Raw genomic sequence first — 22,398 nt, forward strand, 5'->3', positions numbered from 1 at the left:
TACTTCCTCTAGAAATCGAAGTCCGATGTAAACGAGCGCTTGAGCAGGTACTGAGCCCGCTGGTAGACGCGCCACTGGGTGGTGTTGGGTATCTGCTCTTCGAGCCGGAACTCGACCGTGCGGTTGTTGAACTCGTTGGCGTCCTGGCTAAGGAGCATCCGTGCACTCTGGTAGCGGTCACGCGTGTCATCGGAGGGCTGGTCGAAGAGCAGCTCGGGCTGATTCGAGATCAGGGTCTCGCCGACGTAGAGGCCGCCGCGTAGCGTGCGAGCCTGGACCTTCTCACTAACCGGCTCGGACTGGAAGAGCTTCACGACGAGCTGACCGGTGGTGATCTTGTCCGTCTCGGGCAGCACCTCGACGTTGACGAGGCGAGTGTCGCTCTTGCGCTTCTTGTTGACGGTGAGCACCGGAACGACGATTTCCTGGAGTGCGGCGCCGCCGTGGACGAACCTGGAGCCCGCGCCCGGCAGCTTGAGTCGATGGATCGACTTGGGAAGCTGCACCTCAAGGTCGCTACTCAGCCCGAGCTGTTCAGGCTCGAACTTTCGAAACGCGGGATCGTCCTTGAGCCCCCGGCCGAGCACGTATCGACGGTTCGTCACCACGAGCTCGTCCCCCTGCGGCTTGGTCGAGAGGTAGGAGGCACCGGCAAGCGCGGTGTCCTGGTAGAGGAAGCCGTGGTCGGCGGTCACGAGGATGTTCGTGGCATTCGCATTCGTCAGTTGCTTGATGAGGACGACCAGTTCGCGTAGCGCGTCGTTGGCGGCCTCGAACACCTGTCGTTCGGTGCGGGCCTTGTCGCCAGCGGCGTCAATCCGGTCGTGGTACACGTACAGCACCTGGTGCGCACGGTAGAGTTCGCGCAGCTCACCGCGCGGCATCGCGAGAACGTCCTCGGCCTGGATTGCGAACCCGTCTACCGGAGCCAGCACCTTGTTGCGGTTCGCCGTTCCGTCGGAACGCTGGCCGTCAACGAGCACCAGGTCGCCATCGTGCGAGTGAGCCAGCGTCGTGTGCGGAAGCAGGGCGGCCATGCCGAGTTGTGTGTAGCTCGGAAGCACGCCCAGCATCGCGTGGAGTTCCGCGTCAAAGCGGTCTTCCTGACGGATACGTGAGCCCAGATCGTCGGCTACCTCGTAGCGCAGCGCATCAGAGATGATGACGACGGCCTTCCGGTTGCCCCTCCTGATGATGGGCTCGACGTGATCGGTGAAGAACCTTGTCTGATGGCGCAACACCACCGATCGCCAATCAGTCACGGCATCAACCTGCTGCTGCCAGGCGTTGCCGAGCTCGTAGAGGAATCGGTTCGCGTAGTGCTTCTCCACCTCAACCCGGAGCGCTTCGAGGGCGCCGGTGTACTCCGTTGTGCGGGCGGCAAAGTGGAACTGTCGGTAGAGCTGGTCGATGCGGAACCAGCGCTTGCAGTAACGGTCGAGTCCGTCATCGAAGGACGCGATCTCGAATCTTGCAGTCGCGAGCTCGCTCAGAAGGTCAGAGGCAGCGGCGAGCGCCGCGTAGAGTTCCCGGTACCCGTCCACCCAGATGCTGCTCTGTCGGGAACGGATGATCTCGGACACCTCGCGTGTGCCCATCGTCCGCTCGACGATTGCCTGTGTCAGCACGCTGATGATCTTGCGCTCCACGTCCTCGAAAAGATCGTTGCCCACAAGCTCAGCCAGTTCGGCATCCTCGATGGTGCTGGCGTAGTCAAGACTTTCAGCTGCGCGCCGAGCCAACGTGGCGAGAGCATCGGCGCTGCGTCGGTCGTTGCGCAGGCTCGCGAAGTCGAGCTCGATATTGCGCAGGGCTCCGGGCGTGTCCGATGCAAACCGCTTGATCGCCTGGCGGAACATCCACAGCACAAAGTCATCGACGCTAGGCTCACTTGCTTCGTAGCCGTAAATCTTGGCAACACCGGCCCAGTGGAAGCTGTCCAGACCCTGTTCGGCCAGCGCGTCGTACTTGGTGTGCGCGCCGCGTGCGTTCTCGATCAGCAACGCGCGCATGAGCTCAAGCATGCTGTGCTCGTGCTGACCAAGCACCACGGCAGACATCTTCGCTCGCAACCTGTCGGCGTCATCGCTGGTCGCGAGGAGGGATTTGAGGCTCTCGACTCGCTTGACGGCTCGGAAGAACTTCTCGTGCTCTCGCACCACCTCGTCGATCCCGCTACCGCTGAGACCTAGGTCCTGGCGCACGAGCGCGGTCCGGTCAGCGGTGAAGATCCCATAGGCAAGCTCAAGGTCAAGCAACCAGTTCCCCGTACCCGCAGGCACAGGAGCGCCTCGGTACAGGAGAAACTTGCCCGCCGGCTCGTCGTGGAGCACTCGGTTCTTCACCGCGTACTCGTTGTTCTCCACCCGCACAGTGGTCACGCCGCTGAGATCAAGCGCATCAATCTCGGCGGCGTACTCGCCGTCGGCGTCGTGCCAGAAGACCAGGCGCTGTGACTCGAACCTCTGCTCTAGGTGAGGCAGGACGACACTGAGCGAACTCATTCGTTGTCCTCCCGTTGCGAGGAAGCTTCGAGCTTGCGCCTTGCGACCCGCTCTGCTGCTGCCTCATAAATCTGTTGGATGCGGGCCCGAAGCTCGGCCTTCGGCGGCAGCGCCGTCCAATACTCCGCCACCACGATTCCGTCCTTGTCCTCCTCGTTCACCTCAGAGGCGCGAGCGAGCAGGTCTCGCTCTGCCTCCTCGCTGTTCCGAGCGATCTCAGGCATCGGTAGCCTCCAGCCCTGCGATCTTCTTGAGGGCGGGGTAGAACTTCGGATAGTTGGCCTTCACCCCGTCATCGAGATCGATGGCGATCTGCTGAGACGCCAGTGGGTACAGCACGTCGTGTTCGTACTCGCTGAGTTCCACCAGCACCTTTCGAAGTCGTTCGGCTTCCTTCAGTGCCGCTGCCTTCTCGCGAGGCGTACCCTCCCCGGCGGCGAGACGCTCCTGGTGCTGGAGGTTCGCTTCCAGTTTCGACTCGAACTCGCGCAGGTACTCGTTCAGTACGGTTGAGACCGTGGACGGGGTGTAGCGGTGCATGTAGATCAGCGCGTTGAACGATCCCTTCGGGCTGGAGAACAGCCAGTAGATCGGACGCTTCTTGTACCGCTTAACGTGATCGTCGTAGAACTTCGACCGGCCCGCTCGGGTGATGAAGTACTCCCGCAGAGTCTTGACGCCGAGCGACTCCTCAACGAACCGGAGATTCTCCTCGAAGTACTGCTCCCCGAAGGCAACCCGCAGGAACTGACGGAGCCGCGCCACGATGTCGTCCTCGAACCAATCGCCATCGACGATCGGGAGAACGTTGTCAGCATCAGGGGTGAATCTCGGCTGCGGCACCTTCGCGAAGTAGTCCTGCACTGTCGCGCCCTGGTCGGCCAGAACTAGGCCGGTCTCGTCGAGGCTGTAGCGGCCGAACATACATCCCACAGCGAAAGAAACAAGGTCAGCAATCATGTCGCGCAATTGAACATTCCGCTCAGCTCTACCTTGCGTGCCCACCACCAGGTTGTTCAGAGTGACATTAAGTTCACCTGAGGGCTCCAATCCGTAGGACTTAGCTATGATCGCGTCGAGTGCTTCCTGAGCCTCGTTGACCTGCGCAGAGTAGGCTCGCCAATCAGCGAAGTGTCCGTCGACCAGACTCGCAAGGCGGCCTACCCCGCCGCGCTTGATTAGCGCATTCTCTTCGTACCCGGGCGCAGACTCGCTCAGATTCCAATCCTGCTGATGGAGGTGCACCAACAGTTCGACCAGCGAAGATATCCGATCTCTGTCGTCGAGCGGAATCTCCGCTGGAAGTGGAATCTCTCGCAGGGACCCCACGTTGAAGTCCATAGTCGCACCCATGAATTCGAGGAGTTGACGCGCCACTGACGAATTCAGGACTGCCAGCGTGAGCGAACGGGAGTATCTATCTACTGGAAACGCGCACGCGCCTTTTGCACTGAAGGTACTGCCGACGCCCGCATAGCGTGCGCCGAAGTCGGACGAGGACATCGCCGACCACGTGATCGAATCCTTGAAATAAAGGTTCCGCGAAGGAAGCTTGTTCCCAAGCTTCGAGAGTTCACTGAAGTCATGGGGACTGAAAGCAACAATGTACTCGTCGTTGCCAAACCACTTGCGCAGGGGGCCGCCCTTTAGGTATGGAGCGAATCGGGCCCCACATGCATGAAACTCTTCCGTAGACTCGGAGTCGAAAGCAATTCGCGTTCGGGACACTTCGTGCCAGAAACGCATAAAGCGGTCATTATCGCCCGTCTGAAATCCCTGGCGTACCGGCGCAACACTTTCGATAGTTCGCCCAGTTTGGAACGTGGCGCGAAGGGCCGAGGACGCCCAGTAAGCAATCGGACTTCCCGGAATAGAACTGAGCTCTCGAAGCGACATCTCCGTGTGTCTTGAGTTTGGTACTGGGAACACCCTCGGCTTGTCTCCATAAAGGTCCAACGTCGAAACGAAGGAGAAAGATGAGACCCCTTCCCCCGGGGTAGAACGCCAGATGGCCGCCGCCGTGCCAAAAGCTATGCCCATGACTCCGTTCCCCATGTGAACCATGCATTCCAGATGTCGGTCATTGAGCAGTTGTTTGCGAAGCCCGGCATAGGACTTGAGGAACATCCAGGACTGCATGGTGACCATCGCCGAGAGTCCCCCCGGTTTCAGAAATTCAAACCCGCGCTCGATGAACATCGCGAACAGATCAGATTTACTGTCGGGGAACTTCCCCGACGCGAAGTCCGCGAGCGTGGCTCCCATGTTTTTCGAGCCCATGTAAGGAGGGTTCGCTACCACTACGGCATAGCGCCGCGACAGTGCCGTTGCTTGGCGTAGCACTTTTGACGCACGATTGAGGGTGGCCGACCAAACGAGGTCGTTTGCTTCGTCCAGTGTTTCGAGGCGGTGAGACAGCCGCTGGGTTTGTCCCAGGTCGGAAAGGATGAGAGCCCCGAGCACGTTTGCCTCGGCGAACTGATTCCAAACTCCTTCTTCCGCACGCAGGTCTCCATTCCTCGTGACCAGAAGGTCCAGTTCATCCGGGGTGAACGAGATGGAGTCGATGACTGTGATCGCCGGCGCGAGCCCCTTTGTCAAGAATGTTCGCTGCTTAGCGCGGGCCTTCATGGTAAGTGCGAACGCCGCCAGTGAGCCGGCGCGCGGGTCGATCTCGGTGCCGTAGAGGTTTTGGGCAAGGATGAGCCCGGGAATCTCGGACGGTGCGTAGCCCTCCTCTTCGTAGATCGCGTAGAGCAGGTCGAACGCATAGGTAAGCATGTGTCCGGAGCCGCAAGCTGGGTCAATGACCGTCAGCTCTTCGGGGTCGGCGATCTTGAGGAAGTCAGTTTCTTCGTCGACCGGCGCAATGTAGTAGTCCATCTGGTCGATGAGCCGAGACTCAGGGTGGTTGAGCATCCAGAGCCGGCCAACGGAGTTTTCGACCAGGTAGCGGACGATCCAGTGTGGAGTGAAGAGCTGGGTGGCGGCCGGAATCTCGGCCGCGCCTGCCTTATTGCCCTTCTTGAATCCGGCGAAGACTTCGTCTTTCCGCTCTGCGATGTAGAACTGGTAGAGCCAGCCGATCACCTCGACATCTCGGCAGACTTCCTCAGAGAGCACCGCCGCAGCCCTGGCGAGGATCGAGTCTGCGGCGAGAAGGTTCGCAGGGATGAGGAGTTCGGTGTAATCGCCTTCGCGCTCGAACATAAACGGCATCGAGCGGTTCCAGAAGCGGCAGTACTCGGCGAGCAGAAGCGTGTAGGCCTCACCCTGAGCGTCTGCACTGGGGCGGGTTCCGTCGAGGAGTCCAGTGATTGTGTCGACGGTGCGCTTGTTGCTGACAACAGCGGGGTCGATGCTGCCACGCTTGGCATCTGCGAGTATCTCTGGCTGCCCGGTCTGCTGGCCGTGGGCTGGCGAGACCACGCCAACACCGGTGTAGCCGTTGGCGTCCATGAAGCGGAGGGCGATGATGCGGTTGAACCAGGTGTAGGCAACCCTGTCAGCGATGGCGTCCTTTCCCTTGGCGCCGCCGCCCGCGGCCGTGATGTCGCGTTCAAGCATGGTCACGGCGCGCTGGTTCTCGACCCGCTCAGGTGATCCGGGCGCGAGCACGGCAGTCAGCCGGGCGCTGACCTGAGTGATGAGTTCGCGCCTGGCCCAGGTGGCGAAGCTCTTCAGCGGTGTGGTCTCCATGCGTGGTGTCTCCTACAGTGCGATGCGCTTGTCGTCGTTGAGAGCCTGGACCAGCGCTGCGCGCAGCGCGTCCAGGTAGCGATCGACGTCTTCTTCGGTTTCCAGCACGCCGTGTATGCCGGTGGCACTGATGCTCTTGACTGAGACGGTCTGCTTCTTGATCGGTGCCGGTGCCAGCTCGTCGCTATCGTCCGCACTGCTGATGCTTGGGAATGCGGCGAGTTGGTCGAGGATGGCTGGGTAGGTGCATTCCTCGAAGGTGTTCGCGATCTCGCGGACGACGGCGATCTGGTTCTCCCGGCTGATCCGATCGAGAATCGCGTTGACCTTCTGGCTCACGCTTCGCTGTGCGTCGTCGGCGGCTCCCAGATAGATCGTGCTGGTCTGTAGAGGCGCCCACCGGGAGTCGATCTCCAGGACTGCTCCATCACGGTTGGCTACGAGCGCCTCGTCGATGCGGGATTGGAGCTCAAGGGCAGCGCCCTTGAGCTTGGTCATCCGGTTCCCGCGGAAGGCTTGCGGGTCGGCGAGGAGCTGCGCCACCTCCTGACTGCTCCCCGATGGGAGGTAGTTGAGGTTGCTGGCGTTGTCGGCGAGCAGTTGGGTGGCCTCGTCATAAATCTTGCGCTGAGCGCCTCGCTGCTTCTCGTCACCGAAGAAGGCCTGGATCGGATCGATGATGTCGGTCTTCGCATCGAGGAGGTCGTCAGTGAGCACGAAGTCGGTCAGAAACCAGTCGTCGGGCTTGCCCGCCACGGATTCCAGCAGTGCGATCGGGGCTTCGAGTTGAGTCACGAAGGGGTACTTCGAGCCGCTGACTCGCGCCTTGAGCTCCTCACACTTGGCGCGGAGGCGTTCGCTCGCGTGCCGGGCCAGTTCGAGCGGGTCCTTCGGTGCGTTGGGCTCATCGAAGAAGTCCGTGCAGAAGGTGCGCAGCGCTGCGATCCTGCGCTGGTCGAAGGTCTTCTGAGGGGCGACGACGGCATGGGAGTGCTTCTGCGTGTTGCGCAACACGGCGGCGACTTCGCTGCGCTTGAGGGTATTCGAGTCGACGGTGAGGGTGATCTTCGAGGTGCCGACGAGCCAGGCCGTCACGCACTCGATGGAGGCGAGGTCCCATCCGTAGGGCTTGGCCTGGAAGTGATCGACGATCTTCTTGACGGTGATCTGCTCCCCGAGACGGTCGCGCTGCAGGACGTACGACAGCACCTCATCTGCCGGGGCCGCGAGCGCGTGCATTGAGGAGTCGTCAATCATGGCGGCTTGGTCGGGGTTCGCGAACCCGGCAACCTGCTGCGCGCTGTAGGTGCGTCCACCGAGCAGGCTGAGCTGCGTGTAGGTACGCGCGATGAGGTCTTGGAACCCCTCGGTGATCCGCGTGACTGCTTCCTGCGACCCGGATGTGAGGTCTGCGGCGTTGATCACGAGATCGGCTCGCCCGACGGCGCGGCGGATTCGCTCTACAAGCTCCTTCTCGCGCTGCGCGTTTTGAGTCGCCTTGGCGCGCAGAATCTGCTCCTCGACCGGAGAGAGTGAACTGGTCTGCTTGCGCTTCGTGTACTTCTCGGTCTTGATCAGCAGCCGCAGGTCGGCCAGCACCCGGTCGTCGGGAGCGAGGATCACACGAAGCTCGTCTTTGCCTGCCGAGTGCATCCGAATCTCTTCCGGACCGTACGGGTACTCGGGAGTGATGAAGTGAAGTGAGAGTTCGCGTTGCTGACCGAACGGCTGGTCGTCGAGCTTGTATCCGAATGGGAAGTCTTGCCCGTTCTTGGCGTAGCGGAGTTTGGAGGTCTTGACCACATCGCCGGAGAGAATCTTGTTCAGCCGGGTCGAGACCTCAGATGAGTCGATCTCGACGTTCTTGATCTCTTCCTCGATCACCTGCTCTTCGTTGGTCAGGTACTCGTAGACGTTGCCGTTGCGCTGCACGTAGGTCTGCGTCTCCAGCAGCATCAGCGCGTCTTGAACCTGCTTGGACAACGTGGGCAGGTCGAGTCCGAATCGGTCGTAGACCAGCACTGTTAGGTTGCGCGGGGTGGCCCGGAAGCTCTCGACGTATTTCACCAGGAAGAGCGCCTTGAGTAGCCGCACCGCGAGCTTGGTTACCGGTGAACCGCTGTCGGGCAGGTCGCGCTCGGCGCGGTCAATCGAGCGCTGTGCCGCGGACTTCAACGACGCGCGAATTCCGGCGAACATGGCGTCGAAGGTGGCCAACGTGCCGATCTCGACATTGCCGATGTCCTTGGCGACTTGCTGGACGACGCCGAGCATGGACCGCTCACCAACGGAACTGTTGCGGCCCTCGAAGACGTTGTGGTCGGAGATGCCCTCGATCGCGGCTTGGAACAGCGGGAACTGGTAGCTGACGAACGGGTAGGTGCCGGCGAAGTGGGTCTCGTCGGTGAAGTTCCGGTAGGTCTTCGCTCCATCGACGAAGTCAAACAGTGTCTTGAAGTTCGCAGACTCCTGCGCGTAGACGGCTTCGAGTACCTGGGTGCCCTTGTCGTTCTTCTCCAGCAGTCGCTTGCGGATGACCTCTTCGACGTCTGCGGAGGTGAGCTTCACTCGGGTCTTGAACCGGGCCTGAATCTTCGAGAAGTCGTTGCCCTGCTGCTTGGTGCGGTCGCCGACGACCTTGTCCATGTCCTCCTGGGAGGTCACGAACACCCACGCCCGTCCGCCACACTTCGTGTTCAGCGACTCGGCGATCGTCTGAAGGTTCAGCATCAGGTGAGTGTTGGAGCCGATGAATTGCCCGACCTCGTCGACGAAGAAGTTGAGCCGGTAGCCGGCCGGCTGCTTGTCCAGCCAGGCGCGCACCTCGTCGGCGAAGTCCTCAATCGACACCGAGTAGGTGTCCTGATAGGTCTTCAGGATGTCGGGCGCGGTCGTCGCGTCCAACCCGGTGATCTGTGCGTATGCCTCGTTGACCTGGCGTCGCACGGTTGGGAGCCCGAAGCTCGGCCGGCGCTCCACCCAGTCCCGGCCCGACACCTTAAGGAAGGCTTTTTTGAAGGTGTCGAGCTGACCCTCGTCGTCGAGCTGGCGCTCGAAGCGGGCGATGTGTCCCTGGTCGCCGTAGTAGCCGCGGGACTCATCGAAGACCTTCACGAACACGCGTAGCAGTGCGTCGGTCTGATCCTTGCTGATCAAGGTCGCTTTCTGGTCGATGTTGAACAGCAGACTCTTCGCCGGGATGCGGTCAGCCTTGTCGAGCAGCGGTGGCAAGAACGCATCCGTCGCCTTGGCGCGGAAGCTCGCCGAGACACGCTCGCGGGGGAAGTCGTCGCCCTCCACATCACCAAGGAGGTGTGCGAGCATCTTCAAGAGGTGCGACTTACCGGAGCCGAAGAAGCCCGAAATCCACACGCCGTTCGCGTTGGTGTAGTTCGTGTACGCCTCCAGCAGCAACTCCAGCCCCTTGGCGGCCTCGTTGGTCAGGACGTACTCGTCGACCTCGGTGGCAAGGTGCGCAACGTCGTCGGCCTTGATGACGCCCTCGATGGGACGCTGGACGTCCTTAGCGAAAATCTCGGTGAGCTGCATAACGGTCACGGTTCCTGTTCCAGAATGTTCTTGGCACGGTAGTACTGGTCGTCCTTCAACTTGCCAAACAGCACCAGCGATGAGCCGAGCGTGTCGGACTGTTCGTAGCGGCCGGGGAAGAACATGAGCATCGGCCGGCCCACCACAACGCTCTGCAAGTTGTTGAGCACGTTGTGGGACCGGATATAGGGGAAGACCTCACCGATCCCGGTCAGGAACACGATGTCGAACTCGCCGTCTGCCAGCCGCTCGCGGATCGCGGGAGCCAGGTGCTGCTGCGGGTTGAGCATGGACTGCAGCATCTCGGTGAACTCGGCCTTTTCGAGCTCGGGTTCGACCTCAAGTACCTCGTCCCAGTCGCCGCGCTCCTTGAGTACGTCCACCGACAGGTCGTAGAGGTTGATCTCGCGCACCTCGATGCCTTTGCTGGCCAGGCGGTTCTTGACGCGCTTCTTGGCCTTCGCCACATCGAGCGCGTGCTCCGGCTCGTAGGGATAAATGAAGAATGGGACCTCGTTCGACAAGCCCTCCATCTTCAGGAAGCGCTCGCCGCTGAGCACCGCGAACAGATGCTCCTCCTGGCGGGAAAGTTCATGGAGCGTCACAACGAGGCCTCCTTGCTGTCACGGGCCGGGAGGTAGCGGAGGTCACTTGGTAGCTGAGCGTCGAGTGCTTCCCGGACACGCTCTGACAGCGCCGCGTTGACGATCTCGCCGCCTGCAAGCAGTCCAGCCTCGGTCAGCATGCGGAACACGGTCGACCGGAGCTTCTGCAACGTCGAGTCCTTCACCTCTGCGAGCTCGGGGTGCCACAGTGCCTTCCCACGAACGAAGCTGTCGAAGTCGTCGTATCCCAGGGTGGGAGTGAGCAAGAGGAAGCGCTCGCGTACCACCTCTTCCGCGAAGTCGCCGATGAGCGCGTAGCGCCGGCACGCCGCGACCCACATCAGGTGCCCACGTTCACTGGGGCTGGCGTCTCGCAGCAACTCCAGCTCCGGGTCCGTGAGCACTGCCAATCGCTGCGCGACCTCGCGCGCCAGCCGGAATCCGGACGATGCGGTTCGCGCCTGGAGCAAGTTCTCTGAACGGAGCTGGTCTCGAACCAGACCCCAGTCACGAACTTCCAGGAAGAGCGGCGCGACGATCACCGCCTCCCGAGCCAGGAGGGCACCGCTGGTGAAGGACAGCGCGTATCGATCATGTCCCTGAGATCTGATGCTCATCTGGTGCCTCCTTCCGATTTTGGGCAGTGCATCAGGGTTCGTCCTGCCACCGACAAAGTGTTAGTGGCTCGAAGCGAGCGAAACGCTCACCCCAGTGCGGAGGGTTCGGAGTCGGCGGCAGCCCCACCTCGTCGAACCCAGTCACCAATTTCGCCGGCTTGGAACTTCCAGAGGCGTCCGACCTTGTGAGCGGGCATGGCCTTTTCGGCGATCCAGGTGTAGACGGTGTCTTTGGTGACCCGAAGTGGGCGGCGATATCGTCGGCAGACAGTCACGGCTCACCCCACTTTGGTCCTCCCTCGCTCAATGGCCCAGGCAGGCCATCACTCACGATGATACCGGTGGATGTACGGCTTGAGTTGGATATCTCCGGGCGTGGCTGAACGAGATGGGTGCCGAGGGTGGTCGCTCCGTTCAGCGATCAGCGCGGGACACGTGCTTGAAGCCAAGTCGTCACTGCTTCCTGCCACCGGTCGGGGTCGGAGTTCCAGCTGAGGGTGTGGCCGGCGTCGAAGGACTCCAGCTCGACGAGGTCCGGGCGAGCGTGTCGGAGTGCTTGTGAGAGCTGGATCGGTACGGACTCGTCTCGCGTGCCGCGGAGGATCAGTGTCGGCGTCGTCAGGTCTGCTGATCGTGCGGTCCAGTCGAGGACGGGTGAGTCGAGGACGAGTGCGGCACCCGTCGACCAACCGACGAACACGGTCTGGCGAGCACCGCGTCGGAAAGCGTATCCGATGGCTTCGTCAACGTCGGCCATGTCCGTATCGCCGAGGGTTGAGCGGTCGGCGCCGGCTCGTGGCCCTTCCGTGGTGTTGCGGTAGCTGACGAGGATGGAGGTGTAGCCGAGTTCGGTTGCGGCGAGGACGCCGCGGGGGTGCCGACGCGGGTGCTGCCGAGGCCGTGGATGTGGATCGCCCACGTCGAAGGGTCGCCGTCGATGCGCCATGCCGGGCATGGCCCTGCCGGAGTGGTGATGGTGATGTCGCGGGTGTGGAGTCCGGCGTCGGCTGGGGTGGCGTAGTGGATGCCGCGCCGGGAGGCCCGGTCGCCGGCCTTCGGGGTCAGACCGGATGCCGACTCTGCGAACACTGATCCTCGGATGCCCGCGGCGCAGTCATCGCCGTCGCAATGGGCGAGGATCATGTGGGCGAGTTCATGGAGGATGAACTGCTGTCTATGGAGTGTCGAGTCGGTGCGGGCGTGGAGCACGAGGTCGTCGGTCTCGGTTGCCCGCCAGAGCGCGCAGAGGTCGTCGTGGGTGTCGAGATTAGCCAGTTCAATGACCCGAAGCCTGCGGTGCCGCTGGTCCTGGACAGAGCGGAGGAGCTCGTCGAAGGTGAAGGTATCACCGAGCTGAAGGCCCGGCACGGCCGCCGATACGGTCTGTTCGGTATTCACGGTTCGCCCTTCTCAGTGGGGAGCAGCGACCGGCACCGGCTTCGACTTGCGCGACACACGTCAGTGCTCAGGCGTTGAGGTCATTTCCTCATCCAGGAACTTGGTGATGGCGTGGAGCGCTTTCGGCGAGATATCGCCGAGGGTGCGGGCTGTGTAGGACTTCACCTTCGCGGCATGCATGGACCGAACCAGATCGAGCTGCGCTGAGACCTTCTCGGGCGTGGCGGCACCGTCCTCGCCGAGCAGGAACGCGGCGAGACCCTCGAACACTGCCGGGTCCTGGACGTAACGGTCACCGCTGACCATGTATGTCCAGCGCGACCGCGACAGGTTGGTGCCTCGCTCTTGGAGGTAGTCGGCGATCTGCGAGTAGGTCGGCTCCGTGCCGGACTCGACGACGGCGACGTCCATCAGGAGCCGCAGACGTTTAGTGAGGTCTTCGGCCGCAGCCTGACTTTCGTCTTCGGTCATGACGCTGACCCCTCCCTTCGCGACGGGCAAGGCATCGATGTAGTCCACCCAAGGTGTGGTTGTGCATGCTCAATGTCGGCGTGCCCGTCTCGGGTCGGGCTTCCTCAAGGTGGTGAACGATGTCCAGCTCACGGTCTGGTTGCGGGTGTTCGCGCCTACCTGCCAGGTTTACCGCCGCGCGCAACCTTGGCGCGGCCCGCCGAAGAGGAGGCCGGAGCATGGCATCGAACGAGGACGCCCGCGCGGTGCGAGAGGCGAAGCTCGACGAGCTGCACGAGAAGCTGACTGGCGCGGTCGAGTCGCTGGTCTCGGGTGACGGCTGGCGGCATGCGCTGGCCTTTGCGGCATGGTTCCGGTCGCGGTCGTTCAACAACACGATGTTGATCTGGGTGCAGTACGAGGCGGCGTTCGAGGTTGGCCGGGTGCCCGAGCCTTTCCCCTACCCTGGTTGCCGGGTACCGGCAATGGCAGGGCCTCTGGCGGCAGGTGATGAAGGGCCAGCCCGGCTACATGATCTTCGCGCCCGTGACGGGCAGGTTCGCGTCGTCCAATCCTGCCGATCCGAACTCCTGGCGTCGCCTGGGACCACGAGAGAAGCACAAGGTCAACGAGGTCGTGCGCTCGCGGATGGTCGGGGCGCGCCCAGCCTACGTGTGGGACGCCTCCCAGACCGACGGCGAACCGCTGCCGATGCCGCCGTTGCCGCCGTCGAGTAGCCCGCACTCCAAGCCTCCTGCGAGACCCGGCTCCTCGTTGGCCAGCAGGCTGCCGCATTCACCGCCGCCGCGCTCCCGCTCTGCCGTCGGGTCTGAGTTCAGCCTTCGGGGCTGACGAGGATCGTGGTTGATGGATCGACGTCGGGTGCCCAGGCCAGGGTCGGCAGGTCGGCGCTTTCCAGTCCCGCGAGTTCGAGCGCAGCCTGTCCCGACAGGTGCGAAGAGTTGATGGACTGCCCGTTTGCGACTGCCGCGTAGAACTGTGCGGCGTAGTTGATCGCATCGGCGTCTTCGATGCTGTCGGCCATCCCGATAGCGAACGGCACGACTTGTGCCACCAGGACGTCGATCTGGGCTGCGGAGCGACACGAGTTCAGCAGGACGAGGAGCGGAGGATCGTCGGTTGCGCTGATCGCCCGAGCGAATGCTCGCGCCGACACGATCACTCCCTCGTGGGGTTCGTCTGCTTCATCCTCAAAGACGATCAGGTCGTCGTTGCTGTGGCCCGAGAAGTGGACCACGTGAGGGCGGAACTTCGTGATGCCATCCAGTAGGTCAGCCGTGGTTGCCGCTGACCGCACATCGAGTTCGATCTGGTCACGGTGCAAAGCCGACTCGACCGCTGCCCGGATGCGCTTCTGCTCCCTCCCAACGCGGAGGTCGCCTTCGGCTGAGGCGCCCAGCATGAGCACTCGGAGCTTCTCCGGCTTGGGCGCTGGGAGATGACGCAGCGCAGTGCTAACGGCCATCTCGGTATCGCTGATCCGCGATTCAAGCTGGGCACGTTCAGCCGCCGCCCGCCGGTCGGCGCGCTGCTGCACGCTCTTTCGGCGTCGCTCGGCGGCATCGGCCTCCGACTGTTCGGCGCGGGCGAGCTTGGTCTGTAGCGCGGCCTCGTCCTTTGCGTAGCCGGCTGCTCGAGTCTGCCAGCGGCTCGCCTCCTTGCCCGCAGTCTCCGCTTCTTTCTCGCGGCGCTCGGCGTCTCGCAACTTGCTGCTTCGAGTGGAACTGCTCGTCGTCTTGGCGGCAGCCTGTCGCGCCTTGGCCGCGTCGGCTCGCTTCGAGGACTCCTTCGACCGGTACTCACCCGCCTTTTTGTCCGCATCGATCCGCTGTTTGCGCTTGCGGTCAAGCTGCCCTCGGTACTGACTTGCGCTCACTCTGTCGTGCTCCTGCTTCGTTTGCCCTCTTGTCATCTACAATGCTAGGCCGCACCACCGACATTTTCCGGACGATGGTGCGCACCTCTCCGTCACACGGCACAGGAGGTCACCATGCCCACGTTCTTCGATTCGACTGCTGATGCTGCGGAAGCGTCTGAGGCGCTGCGGGGGTTGGCTCACGCGAGCCGGGGTTTCGAGCAGCCAGCCGAGATGTATGGGGTGATCGGTGAACTCTCCTCGGGGATGCGCTCGCTGCGGCAGGCACTCGACCAGATCGCCGGTGTTCACGAGCGCAAGGCCGTGCTCGCCAGGATGCCGATTCAGACAAAACACAAAACAGCAAAGGCTCCCTGTCGGGATAACTACCCATGGCAATTTTGCGCTTTAAGGGGCGGGTGCCGAATCTCTGAGTGGGGCATATCCTTGCAAGCACACGTACGACAACCCGCTTTCGCCACAAGGGAGGCCCAATTATGGCAGGTGCGCTCACAGGCCCAATCGCGGCTTTCAACGAGATCATCGGATGCACCATCGACAAGCCAAAGGTCTCGCAGATAGCACGCGATGTCGGCGCGACGTACACGGTCTGGGAAGACGAAGAACTACCCGACATCCACTGGATTTTCGAGGGCAAAGGCCTGGAGTTTTGCTTCACTGATGAGATCCTTACAGCCATCTTCTTCCAATTCATCGCTGAAGATGGCTCGAATGTGGGCTCCTGGTCGGGGCCGCTCATCGACGGCTTTGTGGCACCGGAAATCACCCCAGAACGAGCCGATGCCACCTTCGGGGAGCCTGAAGCCACTGGCTGCGGGAGCCCCACGTGGCGTCGCTACGAGATCGGCGATCACTTCATCCACTTCGATTTTCGCGAAGAGGGCCTACATATGATCACCCTCCTCCTTGAAACCCCCTAACCCCATAAAACTCGCAAGCGTTACGCCAGAAAACGCCGTCCAACTTGGAGGCGTCGAGCGTGTCGCAGAGCAGATCGAAGTCGGTAACAGTGAACGGGCGTTGGGCGCGGGTCGACGGCAGGTCGGTGCCCACCATGAGCGCACGCGGGTTCACGTCCACAATGGCCGTGACCACTTGGGCGGGATCCAACTCAACCCGCCCAAAGCCGGTCGCCTTGACCATTACGCCACTCTCCACCAACCGCAACAAGTGCGGCAATCCATCGCGGTGCATACCCAAGTGATCCACGCTGGCCTTCGGCAACGCCGCGATCCTCCGGCCCAGATCGCCATCCAAGGACCGCGCGTCAATGTAAAACTCCGCATGCCACCCAGCCAGATCGAACACTCGTCGCGCCAACCGATCCATGTCAGGCAACCCCGCCGAACCACCTCGGGCCACATTGAACCTCACCGCGCGCACCCCGGCCTCATGCAAGCGCAACACCTCCGCGTCACTCACATCCACCGGCACCTGCGTGACTCCAACAAACCCCGGACCCAACCGTTCCAACGCATCCATCAAATACGTCTGATCAAACTTCTGAAACGACCCAGACACCACCGCGCCGCCAGCAACCTCAAACGCCCGCGCCCCCTCGCACGCCCCATCGCGCGCCACGAACTCATCCGTGCGCGCCACGTAGTCATCCACCGTGAACGCCTCGGGCACATACCCGTTATTCGGCACCAACGGAAACCGTGGATCAATAATGTGCAGGTGCGCATCAAACACGCGAACCGTCATCACAACCTCCTCGCTCGCTACCCACATTCTGACCAGCACCGCAACAAAACACCACCCACGCACAAACAACCGTGCACATCAGGCCTGGTCTCTACTAGAATCGGTGACGCCTGTATGCAACAACCGTGGAACACGGGACGCACAGCACTCAAGGCACCGCTAAACAGGGAAGGACACTCATGAAGACCGCAGAAATTAAGCGCCGCTGGCTGGAATTCTTCGAATCCAAAGGCCACACCGTGGTGCCATCTGCGTCCGTGATCTCATCCGACCCCTCCATTCTCTTCAACATCGCCGGCATGGTGCAGTTCATCCCATACCTCACCGGCCGCGAACCCGCACCCTTCCCACGCGCCACCAGCGTGCAAAAGTGCGTGCGCACCGCAGACATCGAAGAAGTGGGCCAAACCACCCGCCACGGCACGTTCTTCCAAATGAACGGAAACTTCAGCTTTGGCGACTACTTCAAACGCGAAGCCATCTCCATGGCCTGGGAACTTCTCACCACCCTAGAAGACAAGGGCGGCCTGGGCTTCGACCCCAACCTCCTGTGGGTCACTGTCCACCAAGACGACGCCGCCTCCATTGACCTGTGGCTCGAAGAAACCAGCATGCCCCGCGAACGCATCCAAATGCGCGGCAACGAAGACAACTTCTGGCACACCGGCCAACCCGGCCCCGGCGGCTACTGCTCCGAAATCTACTTCGACCGCGGCCCCGCATACGGCAAAGAAGGCGGCCCAGTCGCCGACGAAGACCGCTACATCGAAATCTGGAACCTCGTCTTCATGGAGTTCGAACTCTCCGAGGTCCGCACCAAAGTCGACTTCGACATCAAAGGCGACCTGCCCGCCAAAAACATCGACACCGGCATGGGCCTGGAACGCGTGGCGTTCCTCAAACAAGGTGTCGAGAACATGTACGAAATCGACGAGGTTTACCCCGTCATCAAGAAGGCCGAAGAGCTCTCCGGCCGCGCATACGGCACCAACCACGACGACGACGTCCGCATGCGCGTTGTCGCCGACCACGTCCGCTCCGCCCTCGTCATCATCGGCGACGGCGTGCGCCCCGGCAACGAAGGCCGCGGCTACATCCTGCGCCGCCTGCTACGCCGCTCCATCCGCGCCATGCGCCTGCTGGGAGTCACCCAACCCGTGCTCCCACACCTGCTACCCGTCTCCAAAGACGCTATGAAGCAGTCCTACCCAGAACTCGACACCGACTTCGACCGCATCTCCAAAATCGCCTACGCAGAAGAAACCGCGTTCCTGCGCACCCTGGAATCCGGCACCCAGCTGCTCACCCGCACCGTCGCCGAGGTGGGCAAAGGTGGCACTATCGACGGTGCCGTGGCATTTACCCTCCACGACACCCACGGCTTCCCGATCGACCTCACCGTGGAAATGGCCCACGAAGCAGGCGTGGAAGTCGACGTCGACGGCTTCAAAGCCCACATGGAAGAACAGCGCCAGCGTGCCAAAGCCGACGCGAAGTCCAAGAAGGGCGGGGGAGCGAACCTCACCGCCTACTCCCACCTGCTCGAAGCCGGCACCTCGGAATTCGTGGGCTATGACAACCTCAACACCCTGGCCACCGTGCGCGGCATCATCAAGGACGGCGAAGCCGTTCCCGTGGCCCACGCCGGCGACACCGTCGACGTAGTCCTGGACATCACCCCGTTCTACGCCGAATCCGGTGGCCAAACCGCTGACATCGGCCACCTCACCGGCCCTGACCTCAAAGCCCGCGTCACCGACGTTCAGAACATCCTCGCCGGGCTACCCACACACAAGGTCACAGTCGAAACCGGTGAACTGGAAACCGGCGCCCTCATCACCGCACAAGTCGACCCAGACCACCGCTACCAAGCCCAGCAGGCACACTCGGCAACCCACCTCATCCACGCTGCTCTGCGTGAAGTCCTAGGGTCGAACGCCACCCAGGCGGGGTCGCTGAACAACCCCGGCTACCTGCGCTTCGACTACTCGTACCCAGAAGCACTCAGCCCAGCCGCTCGCCAAGAAATCGAAGAATGCGCCAACACCGCCGTCCGTGACAACTTCGAAGTGGGCTACGACTTCCTGCCCTTCGAAGAAGCTAAGAAGTCCGGTGCCATGGCCCTGTTCGGTGAACGCTACCCAGAAATCGTGCGTGTGGTCGACATCAACGGGACCTGGTCCCGCGAACTCTGCGGAGGAACCCACGTCACCCGCACCGCCGAAATCGGCCCCATCTCACTGACCAGCGAAGCCTCCGTGGGCTCAGGCACCCGCCGCATCGAAGCCAGCGTGGGACTCGACGCCATGAAGCAACTGGCCCGCGAACGCTCCACCGTGGCCCAGCTGTCAGAACTGCTCAAGGTGCCCGGCCCCGAGGTGTACGAACGCGTCACCGGCCTCATGGACCGCATCAAAGAAGCCGAACGCACCATCGCACATCTCAACCAGGAGAAGGTCCTGGCCCGCGCAACCGACGCAGCCGCCAGCGCCCAGAAACTGGGCCCCGCAACCGTGGTCACCACCGAATTGGGTGACGTGGCAAACGCCGCCGACGTCCGCTCCTTCGTCCTCGACGTACGCAACCGCCTGAACGACCCCGCCCACGTCATCGCGGCAGTGGGACTGGCCAACGGCAAACCCGCCGTCGTCATCGCCGTGGGCCCTGAGGCACAGAAAGCCGGCCTGAAAGCCGGAGCTCTTGTCACCTCGGCATGCAAGACCCTGGGTGGCGGCGGAGGCGGCAAGCCCGACCTCGCACAGGGCGGCGGCCAGGACGCCACCAAGGTCTCCCAAGCATTCCAAGACGTGCGCGACCAGGTAGCTAACTCGTGAGACGTGGCCGACGCTTAGGCATCGACGTAGGGGCCGTGCGCGTAGGAATCGCTCACAGCGACCCCGACGGGATTCTCGCCTCACCTCTCGAAGTGGTCAACCGCCGAGGTGGCGACAACATCGCCCTGCGACGTATCCAAGAAATCGTGGAGGAAGTCGACCCGGTTGAACTGGTGATCGGAGACCCCACGTCTTTAGACGGCAAGGCGCGCCAGTCAGCGGACAAAGCTCGGCGTTTCGCCCAAAAGATCGTAGACCGCACAGGGCTCCCGGTAAGGTACGTGGATGAACGTTTTACGACTACACAAGCGCACCTGATGCTCCAAGAAGCAGGAAAAACGTCTAAGCAACGACGCGAAACCGTGGACGCGCAAGCCGCAGTGGTAATCCTGCAAACAGCTCTCGACGCTCTAGCACGTGAGGACAACAGTGGGGATTGACGACGTATTCGAAAACAAAGGCACTCGCAAAGACGCCCGGCGACGTAGACGCAACCGGAAGATCCGGCGCCGTCGCATCACCGCTATCATCGTGGTGCTTGCACTCGTCGCCGGTGTCAGCGGAATTGTCGCAGTGAGCACCGCAACAGGCGCGTTCTCCAGTTTCTTCGAGTCAAAAAAAGACTACGAAGGCGAAGGAGAAGGTGAAGTCACCGTCACCGTGATCCCCGGCGCATCCGCCAGCCAAGTGGCCAACCAGTTGGTTGAAGAAGACGTCATCCAAGCGGCGTCCCCGTTCCTCAAAGAGATCGAAAGCCGTGGCGTAGTCATCAAGGCCGGAACGTTCAAAATGCGCAAACGCATGAGCTCCAAGGCCGCAGTCGACGTGCTGGAAGAAGCTACCGCCGCCCACAGGCTCACCGTGGCAGAAGGTCACACCATCAAAACCATCAAGGCCAACGCCATCAAAGCCGGTGTCAACGAGCAACAACTCGACAAAGCCATCGACAAGAAGAAACCCAAGGACTACGGCCTCGACGTCGACGCGCCCAACCTGGAAGGCTACCTGTACCCGGCCACCTACGACATCGACCCGTCGCGCCCGGTCGAAGCGCTGGTCCAAGACATGGTCAACAAAACCAAGGACGAACTCAACAAGCTGGCCATCCCGCACGACGACGCCCACTACTACTTGACACTTGCCAGCCTGGTGCAGATCGAAGCCAACAGCGACCCCGAGGTGCAAGCCAAGGTAGCGCGCGTGTTCGTCAACCGGGTGGGCAAGAAGTCCCAAACAGGCGGGCTTCTCCAGTCCGACGCCACCGTGGCCTACATCCACGGTGCCCGCGACGACCTGACCACAACAAAGGAAGAACGCGAAAGCAACAACCCGTACAACACGTACAAGCACAAAGGGTGGACGCCAGGCCCCATCAACTCACCCGGTGAACCCGCCGTTCGTGCAGCCTTGAACCCGGCCAAGGGTGATTGGCAGTTCTTCGTCGCAACCAACCCTGACGAAGGAACCGTGAAGTTCGCCAGCAACTACAAAGACCACCAGAAGAACGTCGAAGAGTTCCGCAAATGGTTGCGCGAACACCGTAAGAAGAATGGTTAACTTCAACGCCTGCGTGGCAGGGTCGCCCATCGCGCACTCCAAATCACCGGACCTGCACACGGCAGCACTCGCTGTACTAGGCATCCCAGGTCAGTACGGCTCGGTTGAACTCACAGAAAACCAACTAGCCGGCCACATCGACGCCCACCCCGAACTCGTGGGCATGTCGTGCACCATGCCACTTAAAACCACCCTGGCCCACCTTGCCCACGAACGAAACTGGAACATCGACCCCACCGTGACCGCCACCCGGGTCGCCAACACGTTCGTCAACACCCCCACGCCATCCGTCTACAACACCGACGTCGCTGGAATCGTAGGTGCCCTGCGAACCTCTGCCACCTCGGCGGCCATTGTGGGGTCCGGCGCAACCGCAACCAGCGCGCTGGTAGCGCTGAAAGAACTGGGCACCACGTCCGTGGACATTTACGCGCGCAACCAACAGACCCGCGCCGACCTTGCCCAACTCGCCCAATCACTGGGAATGGACGCCGCTCACGCTGGCCTGGAGAGCATCAACTGGGACCACGACGTCATCGTGAGCACCCTGCCCACCGGCGTGGACCTGGACGTTCCCAAGCGCCTCACCGCCACCGTGTTAGACGTCGCGTACGCACACGGCTCAGTGGGGGAGAAGGCTAGGGACGCCGGCGCCGAGGTGATCTCCGGCCTGGCAATGTTAGTGGAGCAGGCTGTGGCCCAGTTCATTCACTTTGTGGCTGTCACGGGGAGGTCGCTCACCTCGGAAGAGGTTCAACGGGTTACCGTTGCCATGTACGGAGCCGTCCACTTGACCCCGCCAATCACCCCACCGAAAGGAGGCTCATGGAGTCCATCTCATTAGTCGCAGGACTGTCCCTTGCGGTGGGAGCAGCGATCGCCATATCCGTCATCATCTGGATCATTTTCCCCACACTCATTAACGACGAAGCAGGCCTTCGCTTATTGCGTGGCCTGCGCACCGACAACCGCCCCGTATGGCTTGTGTCCTTCGTCATGACGGCAACAGGGCTGGTACTCGCCTGGATTTCCGGGTTCTTCCTGCCCCTTTTCATGTCTCGTACCTACGCCGACATTCCCATCATCATCGCCCTGGGCGCCTTCGCAGGAGCAACCGCGTGGCTGTTCTGGATCGACAGCATCCTCCACCGCCTACCCAATCTGATCGTGCTACCCGTCACGGGGCTCATGATCATGGCGTATCTGGTGTCCATGGTGCTAGGTGTCACCAGCAAGCAGTCGGCCTTTGACCAGCTGTGGGCACGCGGAGCAACCCCGGCACTAGCAGGACTCGCCGGGGCCGGAATCACCGTGGTCATCTTTGCGATCGTCTACCTGTTTGGCCTTGCCCTGGGCAAAGAAACCCTGGGTCTAGGCGATGTGAAACTCGCAATCCCCGTAGGAATGGTCGCCGGAACAGCGAGCCAATGGGGACTAATAGTGGCGCTTGTCATCATGAACCTGTCAGCCCTGGTGTACTTCCTCATGCACTTAGGTAAACGCCGCAACGTTGCGTTTGGGCCACACATGCTCATTGGTGCGTGGACCGCAGCGTTGATCACACCGCTCATTCTGTAGAGT

18 protein-coding genes and 1 pseudogene are annotated in these 22,398 nt (G+C 61.9%); 8 read left to right on the forward strand and 11 right to left on the reverse strand.

Translation table 11 applies throughout. The features are described from left to right. Positions 1–8 precede the first annotated feature (8 nt). The 8 genes from pglZ to HMPREF0183_RS12855 form a co-directional block, all read right to left on the reverse strand. A complete protein-coding gene (gene pglZ, locus HMPREF0183_RS08765; protein WP_005885097.1) occupies positions 9–2,504 on the reverse strand; it encodes a BREX-1 system phosphatase PglZ type A in 2,496 nt (831 codons plus the stop codon). Then, positions 2,501–2,728 carry a hypothetical protein gene (locus HMPREF0183_RS08770; protein ID WP_005885098.1) on the reverse strand — a complete coding sequence of 76 codons (228 nt, stop codon included), beginning with the start codon at positions 2,726–2,728 and terminating at the stop codon, positions 2,501–2,503. Before HMPREF0183_RS08770 ends, pglZ begins: the two co-directional genes overlap by 4 nt. Further along, positions 2,721–6,203: a BREX-1 system adenine-specific DNA-methyltransferase PglX gene (gene pglX / locus HMPREF0183_RS08775; protein WP_005885099.1), complete on the reverse strand. Its 3,483-nt coding sequence runs from the start codon at positions 6,201–6,203 to the stop codon at positions 2,721–2,723. The genes HMPREF0183_RS08770 and pglX overlap by 8 nt, the downstream gene beginning before the upstream one ends. 12 nt (positions 6,204–6,215) lie before the next feature. Next, positions 6,216–9,752, reverse strand: coding sequence for a BREX system P-loop protein BrxC (gene brxC, locus HMPREF0183_RS08780; RefSeq protein WP_005885100.1), 3,537 nt, complete (start codon positions 9,750–9,752; stop codon positions 6,216–6,218). 5 nt (positions 9,753–9,757) lie between these two features. Beyond that, on the reverse strand, positions 9,758–10,357 hold the full coding sequence (locus HMPREF0183_RS08785) for a DUF1788 domain-containing protein (RefSeq protein ID WP_005885102.1): 600 nt from the start codon (positions 10,355–10,357) through the stop codon (positions 9,758–9,760). Continuing rightward, entirely contained in the window at positions 10,354–10,974 is a 621-nt protein-coding gene (locus HMPREF0183_RS08790) for a DUF1819 family protein (protein WP_005885104.1), read from the reverse strand. Before HMPREF0183_RS08790 ends, HMPREF0183_RS08785 begins: the two co-directional genes overlap by 4 nt. Positions 10,975–11,060: 86 nt before the next feature. After that, positions 11,061–11,249 carry an excisionase family DNA-binding protein gene (locus HMPREF0183_RS08795; protein ID WP_005885106.1) on the reverse strand — a complete coding sequence of 63 codons (189 nt, stop codon included), beginning with the start codon at positions 11,247–11,249 and terminating at the stop codon, positions 11,061–11,063. A 146-nt stretch (positions 11,250–11,395) separates the two neighbouring features. After that, the gene (locus HMPREF0183_RS12855; protein ID WP_050775396.1) at positions 11,396–11,893 is read right to left on the reverse strand and encodes an alpha/beta hydrolase family protein; all 498 of its coding nucleotides are present in this window, start codon (positions 11,891–11,893) and stop codon (positions 11,396–11,398) included. 224 nt (positions 11,894–12,117) lie between these two features. On the opposite strand from HMPREF0183_RS12855, the gene HMPREF0183_RS12860 reads away from it, so the two are divergent. After that, positions 12,118–12,450 (forward strand): hypothetical protein, encoded by a 333-nt coding sequence (locus tag HMPREF0183_RS12860; protein ID WP_050775397.1) that lies wholly within the window; start codon positions 12,118–12,120, stop codon positions 12,448–12,450. On the opposite strand, the gene HMPREF0183_RS08805 is transcribed toward HMPREF0183_RS12860, so the two are convergent. Further along, positions 12,433–12,891, reverse strand: a complete 459-nt coding sequence (locus HMPREF0183_RS08805) for a hypothetical protein (protein ID WP_005885110.1) — start codon at positions 12,889–12,891, stop codon at positions 12,433–12,435. The genes HMPREF0183_RS12860 and HMPREF0183_RS08805 overlap by 18 nt on opposite strands. A gap of 170 nt (positions 12,892–13,061) precedes the next feature. On the opposite strand from HMPREF0183_RS08805, the pseudogene HMPREF0183_RS08810 reads away from it, so the two are divergent. Further along, positions 13,062–13,548: pseudogene (locus tag HMPREF0183_RS08810) on the forward strand (ArdC-like ssDNA-binding domain-containing protein); the annotation flags it as partial. A gap of 109 nt (positions 13,549–13,657) precedes the next feature. Here HMPREF0183_RS08810 and HMPREF0183_RS08815 read toward each other — a convergent pair. Then, the gene (locus tag HMPREF0183_RS08815; protein ID WP_040348703.1) at positions 13,658–14,719 is read right to left on the reverse strand and encodes a CHAT domain-containing protein; all 1,062 of its coding nucleotides are present in this window, start codon (positions 14,717–14,719) and stop codon (positions 13,658–13,660) included. Between the two features lie 476 nt (positions 14,720–15,195). On the opposite strand from HMPREF0183_RS08815, the gene HMPREF0183_RS08820 reads away from it, so the two are divergent. Then, positions 15,196–15,639, forward strand: coding sequence for a hypothetical protein (locus HMPREF0183_RS08820; RefSeq protein WP_005885116.1), 444 nt, complete (start codon positions 15,196–15,198; stop codon positions 15,637–15,639). On the opposite strand, the gene HMPREF0183_RS08825 is transcribed toward HMPREF0183_RS08820, so the two are convergent. Beyond that, positions 15,614–16,426, reverse strand: a complete 813-nt coding sequence (locus HMPREF0183_RS08825; protein ID WP_040348706.1) for an amidohydrolase family protein — start codon at positions 16,424–16,426, stop codon at positions 15,614–15,616. The two genes, HMPREF0183_RS08820 and HMPREF0183_RS08825, sit on opposite strands and share 26 nt — an antisense overlap. A gap of 179 nt (positions 16,427–16,605) precedes the next feature. Between HMPREF0183_RS08825 and alaS the strand changes: the two genes are divergently transcribed. From alaS to HMPREF0183_RS12220, 5 genes are read left to right on the forward strand one after another with little or no spacing between them, the layout of a single operon-like run. Further along, positions 16,606–19,260: an alanine--tRNA ligase gene (gene alaS / locus HMPREF0183_RS08830; RefSeq protein ID WP_005885122.1), complete on the forward strand. Its 2,655-nt coding sequence runs from the start codon at positions 16,606–16,608 to the stop codon at positions 19,258–19,260. Continuing rightward, positions 19,257–19,700, forward strand: coding sequence for a Holliday junction resolvase RuvX (ruvX, locus tag HMPREF0183_RS08835; RefSeq protein ID WP_005885124.1), 444 nt, complete (start codon positions 19,257–19,259; stop codon positions 19,698–19,700). Before alaS ends, ruvX begins: the two co-directional genes overlap by 4 nt. Further along, complete coding sequence (gene mltG, locus HMPREF0183_RS08840; protein WP_245527146.1) at positions 19,678–20,817, forward strand: endolytic transglycosylase MltG; 1,140 nt, start codon at positions 19,678–19,680, stop codon at positions 20,815–20,817. The genes ruvX and mltG overlap by 23 nt, the downstream gene beginning before the upstream one ends. Beyond that, positions 20,810–21,661: a shikimate dehydrogenase family protein gene (locus HMPREF0183_RS12215; protein WP_005885128.1), complete on the forward strand. Its 852-nt coding sequence runs from the start codon at positions 20,810–20,812 to the stop codon at positions 21,659–21,661. The genes mltG and HMPREF0183_RS12215 overlap by 8 nt, the downstream gene beginning before the upstream one ends. Further along, positions 21,643–22,395, forward strand: coding sequence for an A24 family peptidase (locus tag HMPREF0183_RS12220; protein ID WP_005885130.1), 753 nt, complete (start codon positions 21,643–21,645; stop codon positions 22,393–22,395). The genes HMPREF0183_RS12215 and HMPREF0183_RS12220 overlap by 19 nt, the downstream gene beginning before the upstream one ends. The last annotated feature ends 3 nt before the right edge of the window (positions 22,396–22,398 follow it).

Source organism: Brevibacterium mcbrellneri ATCC 49030 (assembly GCF_000178455.1).
GTDB lineage: Bacteria > Actinomycetota > Actinomycetes > Actinomycetales > Brevibacteriaceae > Brevibacterium > Brevibacterium mcbrellneri.

Coding starts and splice junctions, on each gene's coding strand:
- pglX (WP_005885099.1), bottom strand. CDS start 6,203: ATGGAGACCACACCGCTGAAGAGCTTCGCCACCTGGGCCAGGCGCGAA.
- HMPREF0183_RS12220 (WP_005885130.1), top strand. CDS start 21,643: ATGGAGTCCATCTCATTAGTCGCAGGACTGTCCCTTGCGGTGGGAGCA.
- alaS (WP_005885122.1), top strand. CDS start 16,606: ATGAAGACCGCAGAAATTAAGCGCCGCTGGCTGGAATTCTTCGAATCC.
- HMPREF0183_RS12215 (WP_005885128.1), top strand. CDS start 20,810: ATGGTTAACTTCAACGCCTGCGTGGCAGGGTCGCCCATCGCGCACTCC.
- HMPREF0183_RS08825 (WP_040348706.1), bottom strand. CDS start 16,426: ATGACGGTTCGCGTGTTTGATGCGCACCTGCACATTATTGATCCACGG.
- HMPREF0183_RS08820 (WP_005885116.1), top strand. CDS start 15,196: ATGGCAGGTGCGCTCACAGGCCCAATCGCGGCTTTCAACGAGATCATC.
- pglZ (WP_005885097.1), bottom strand. CDS start 2,504: ATGAGTTCGCTCAGTGTCGTCCTGCCTCACCTAGAGCAGAGGTTCGAG.
- HMPREF0183_RS08790 (WP_005885104.1), bottom strand. CDS start 10,974: ATGAGCATCAGATCTCAGGGACATGATCGATACGCGCTGTCCTTCACC.
- HMPREF0183_RS08770 (WP_005885098.1), bottom strand. CDS start 2,728: ATGCCTGAGATCGCTCGGAACAGCGAGGAGGCAGAGCGAGACCTGCTC.
- brxC (WP_005885100.1), bottom strand. CDS start 9,752: ATGCAGCTCACCGAGATTTTCGCTAAGGACGTCCAGCGTCCCATCGAG.